We start from the raw sequence: 3,114 nt of genomic DNA, 5'->3' as shown, positions 1-3,114 counted from the left end.
GGTGCTGACATGATCCATCCTCCCAAACAGGATGAATCACAGATCAGGCTTCAACGGAATCCCAACGATTCAGGTTTTTGGCGGTACGCTTTAACATAAATTGCGCTGTTTTGAGTAAAAATCAGAAACAATGGGCTGACAGTAGGACGAAAAACGCCGGGACAGCGGCAACTTCAACTGGGATTCAGGGAGGCGTGGAGCCGACGCTTCATCGGGCACATGAACACTGGCACTGGTGAAGAGCGATTGCCAGCTTTCGACCTGGTCATTCACCGAGTCGAGCTCAGAGCGGGCAGGTCAGCTGTTCCGCATTAGCTGTCGCCCGCAAGCAGCCAGGTCCGAGCCTTTTCGTCCGGCACAAGCTCAACAAGGCGGGTATTGAAAAGGTTGATCTCGGCTGGCGAGAGCCTGCCTTCCCACTTGCCAGAGCTGGCGGAGTCGAAAAACCCGGCGTCGGATTTCCAGTAGCCGGTACCGCCCACGGGAGCATAGTCGACTGCCCTGGACTTCATGGCCCCGAAAACTGTGGCTGCCGCAACTTGATCAATCAGCTCCGCGCTGGCCTCGATGCCAGCTGCCCTGGCCAGATGTTGCACGGTGCGATGACCGTCGCGCAACATGTCGGAATAGTGGAAGACATTGAGGTTTGGATGGCGTCCGGAAAGGACTGTATCGGTATAGTGGAGCGTCAAGGACGCCAATGTGTCTTTATCACAATCGTCCGGGTCCACATCTTCATTGATAAAACGACGGACGGATTCCGGGACTGGCAAACTCATCGGATGATCCGGCGTGGCCACACTTTTGTTTGCCTCGTGTTTGCGTAGAGAAAAGAAGATATCCAGCGGGTGTCGATAGACGGCAATTACTGTTACACCGTTCCAGATCGGAAACCCATCTGCCGGTGTATGCGTTTTAACCACCCGCCGCCCCTTTTGTCCGGCTAGTCCTGCGGCAACCTTATCGGCGGGAACCCCTAAGTCCGCGTCCACCCAAGGAGACAGTACCGGTACCTTTTCAGGCAGGTTCGAACTGCCATTGACAAGCATCGCCAGCATTGTCTGAGTCCAGGTTGTTCCACACTTGGGCGGAGTGCACACAAGGATGTCACCCTTTCTCGGACTCCACGTCGCCCAACGCAACGGATCGGTGGTCGATCCGCGATACTCTCGAATTGCGGGTGCAAGAACTGGAGCAGGGTCATCCATGGGCCGATGATTTCACGGCCTGGCATTCTAAGCAAGCTCAGCTGTTTCAGTTGAAACCGCCCGCTTGCTGCTGGAATATCATGGGCTGCTGCCGCGCATGCCGGGCCCTTCAAGGTCCACCTTGATGCCGTCGCCCGGAAACTCAATGAAAGACCAAGAAAGACATTGAACTACTTCACACCTGCAGAGAAGTTCGAGGCGTATGTTGCGACGATCAGTTGAATCGGCACCGCGAACTCGACCTTCGATCATGGTCTCGCCTGCTCCTTTAATGCGCCTGATCTGACAGGTCCAGACTGATAGTAAGTGCATTTGTAGGTGCATAAATGCTTTTTCATGTTGCCTGTGATAAACTAAGTACTGGAAGGAATTTCTATGTACATGGATGCCAAGGCGATCAGGGAATATCCCTATCTTGATGCTTTTCTACGCGGACTGGGAGATCGCGTTGCACGCAATCCAACAGTCCAGAAAGCTTTCCGCGATGCCAGCACCGTAGTAGACGCTGTCGCCGACCAAGCGCTTGTTTTCGGCAACGACCCGGGCGTATTGCCGGGGGATATTGGAGCGCGCTATGGCCGCTACGATCCAGCAAAGGCCAGGACAGTCATATTCATTGATCAGGGTTTCGAGCAGATGTTGGCGAATTGCCGTGACTTCAAAGGAGTGTCGTGGGTTCAGAACGGAGAGGTGAGACATCAATTCAACGCTCAACCTGCTGCGGAGATGCTAATCGAGGCCAAGGTGCTCCACGAGATCGTCCATTTTCTTGATTACACCGCCGATAATCAGCACCTCGATACAGAGGCCGGCAACCTGTTCGAACGGGCTGCCTATGGTAAGGTGCTGAAACACTGGCACCCTGATTTCGCCTTAGTAGAGAAGGTTTTTCCATCCTATTTCAGGGATAAACCCCGGAAATAGAGGGCTCGGACCAGACAGCAGGACCAATCAACGGCGGAACAAATGCAACCACAGGGCGGTGTAAAGTTGGGCCAGTCTGGGCGTGACCTTCGAGGATCGTCCTAGATCGTCGGCTGGGTCTGCTTCCTGCGGCGGATTCAGTGGCTCGTGCTGGCGCTGGGAAATTAATAATTCGGCTGCGAGTACTTTCTTTGCCATATTGATCCGATGAAAAGCTGTGCCGAAAGCTTTCAGGTTAAACGCGACCTAAGCACCGAGAGATCTGGACAGGAGACGAAAATGGTTCCTGGGAATGTTCCGCAAACGACCTTTCACATCCGGATCAGGGACCCGGATCTCGGCGGTCCGAACCCATACGTCTGGAAAGAGGCGACTTCGGGTGACATTTTTGGTGGGCGCAATATCGTGTTGTTTGCCGTGCCCGGGGCGTACACGCCAGCGTGCTCAGAGACACACCTGCCCGGTTTTGAGGCACATGCAGAGGATTTTCGGGCTCTCGGTGTCGACGAGGTGATTTGCCTTGCGGTGAATGATGCGTTTGTCATGCACAACTGGGCAAAAAGCCTGGGGATCGAACAGGTCGCTATGCTTCCGGACGGAAATGGCGATTTCAGCGCGCAAATGGGAATGCTCGTCGAACGAACCGAGCAAGGGATGGGACGTCGCAGCTGGCGCTATTCGATGTACGTTGTCGACGGAGCAATCCAGAAGGCGTTCGTCGAACCCGGGCTGAGGGACAACCCATCAGGAATCCCTGTTAAGGTGTCAGGCGCTGAAACCATGCTGGAATACCTTGGATTTTGATAGCCACATCTCGGACGAATCGGGTTGCGGGACTGCGTTCAAGCCACAACTTTCCGGTTCCAATGCTGCCAATCGCAACGGGATGCGCTGGTCTGATGCTCCACGGGAGTATGGCCCACCCAAGACGCTCTACAACCGCTGGAAGCGTTGGAGCGACAAGGGCGTGTTCGCTCGGATC

General features: G+C 54.7%; 3 protein-coding genes and 1 pseudogene. 3 read left to right on the top strand and 1 reads right to left on the bottom strand.

What is annotated here, in order from left to right; all coding sequences use genetic code 11:
* Positions 1-311 precede the first annotated feature (311 nt).
* Positions 312-1,208, bottom strand: a complete 897-nt coding sequence (locus tag BLR85_RS27980) for a sulfotransferase domain-containing protein (protein WP_093165112.1) — start codon at positions 1,206-1,208, stop codon at positions 312-314.
* A gap of 381 nt (positions 1,209-1,589) precedes the next feature.
* Here BLR85_RS27980 and BLR85_RS27975 point away from each other — a divergent pair, with 381 nt between their 5' ends.
* The 3 genes and pseudogenes from BLR85_RS27975 to BLR85_RS27965 all read left to right on the top strand — a co-directional run.
* Positions 1,590-2,132 carry a hypothetical protein gene (locus BLR85_RS27975; protein ID WP_170844820.1) on the top strand — a complete coding sequence of 181 codons (543 nt, stop codon included), beginning with the start codon at positions 1,590-1,592 and terminating at the stop codon, positions 2,130-2,132.
* 279 nt (positions 2,133-2,411) lie between these two features.
* On the top strand, positions 2,412-2,936 hold the full coding sequence (locus BLR85_RS27970; protein WP_093165106.1) for a peroxiredoxin: 525 nt from the start codon (positions 2,412-2,414) through the stop codon (positions 2,934-2,936).
* Between the two features lie 49 nt (positions 2,937-2,985).
* Positions 2,986-3,114 (top strand): annotated as a pseudogene (locus BLR85_RS27965) (transposase); the annotation flags it as partial.

This window comes from Aliiruegeria lutimaris (genome assembly GCF_900099935.1).
Classification (GTDB): domain Bacteria; phylum Pseudomonadota; class Alphaproteobacteria; order Rhodobacterales; family Rhodobacteraceae; genus Tropicimonas; species Tropicimonas lutimaris.
Note: the sequence above shows the minus strand (reverse complement) of the source record. Positions and strands in the feature narration are given on the sequence as shown.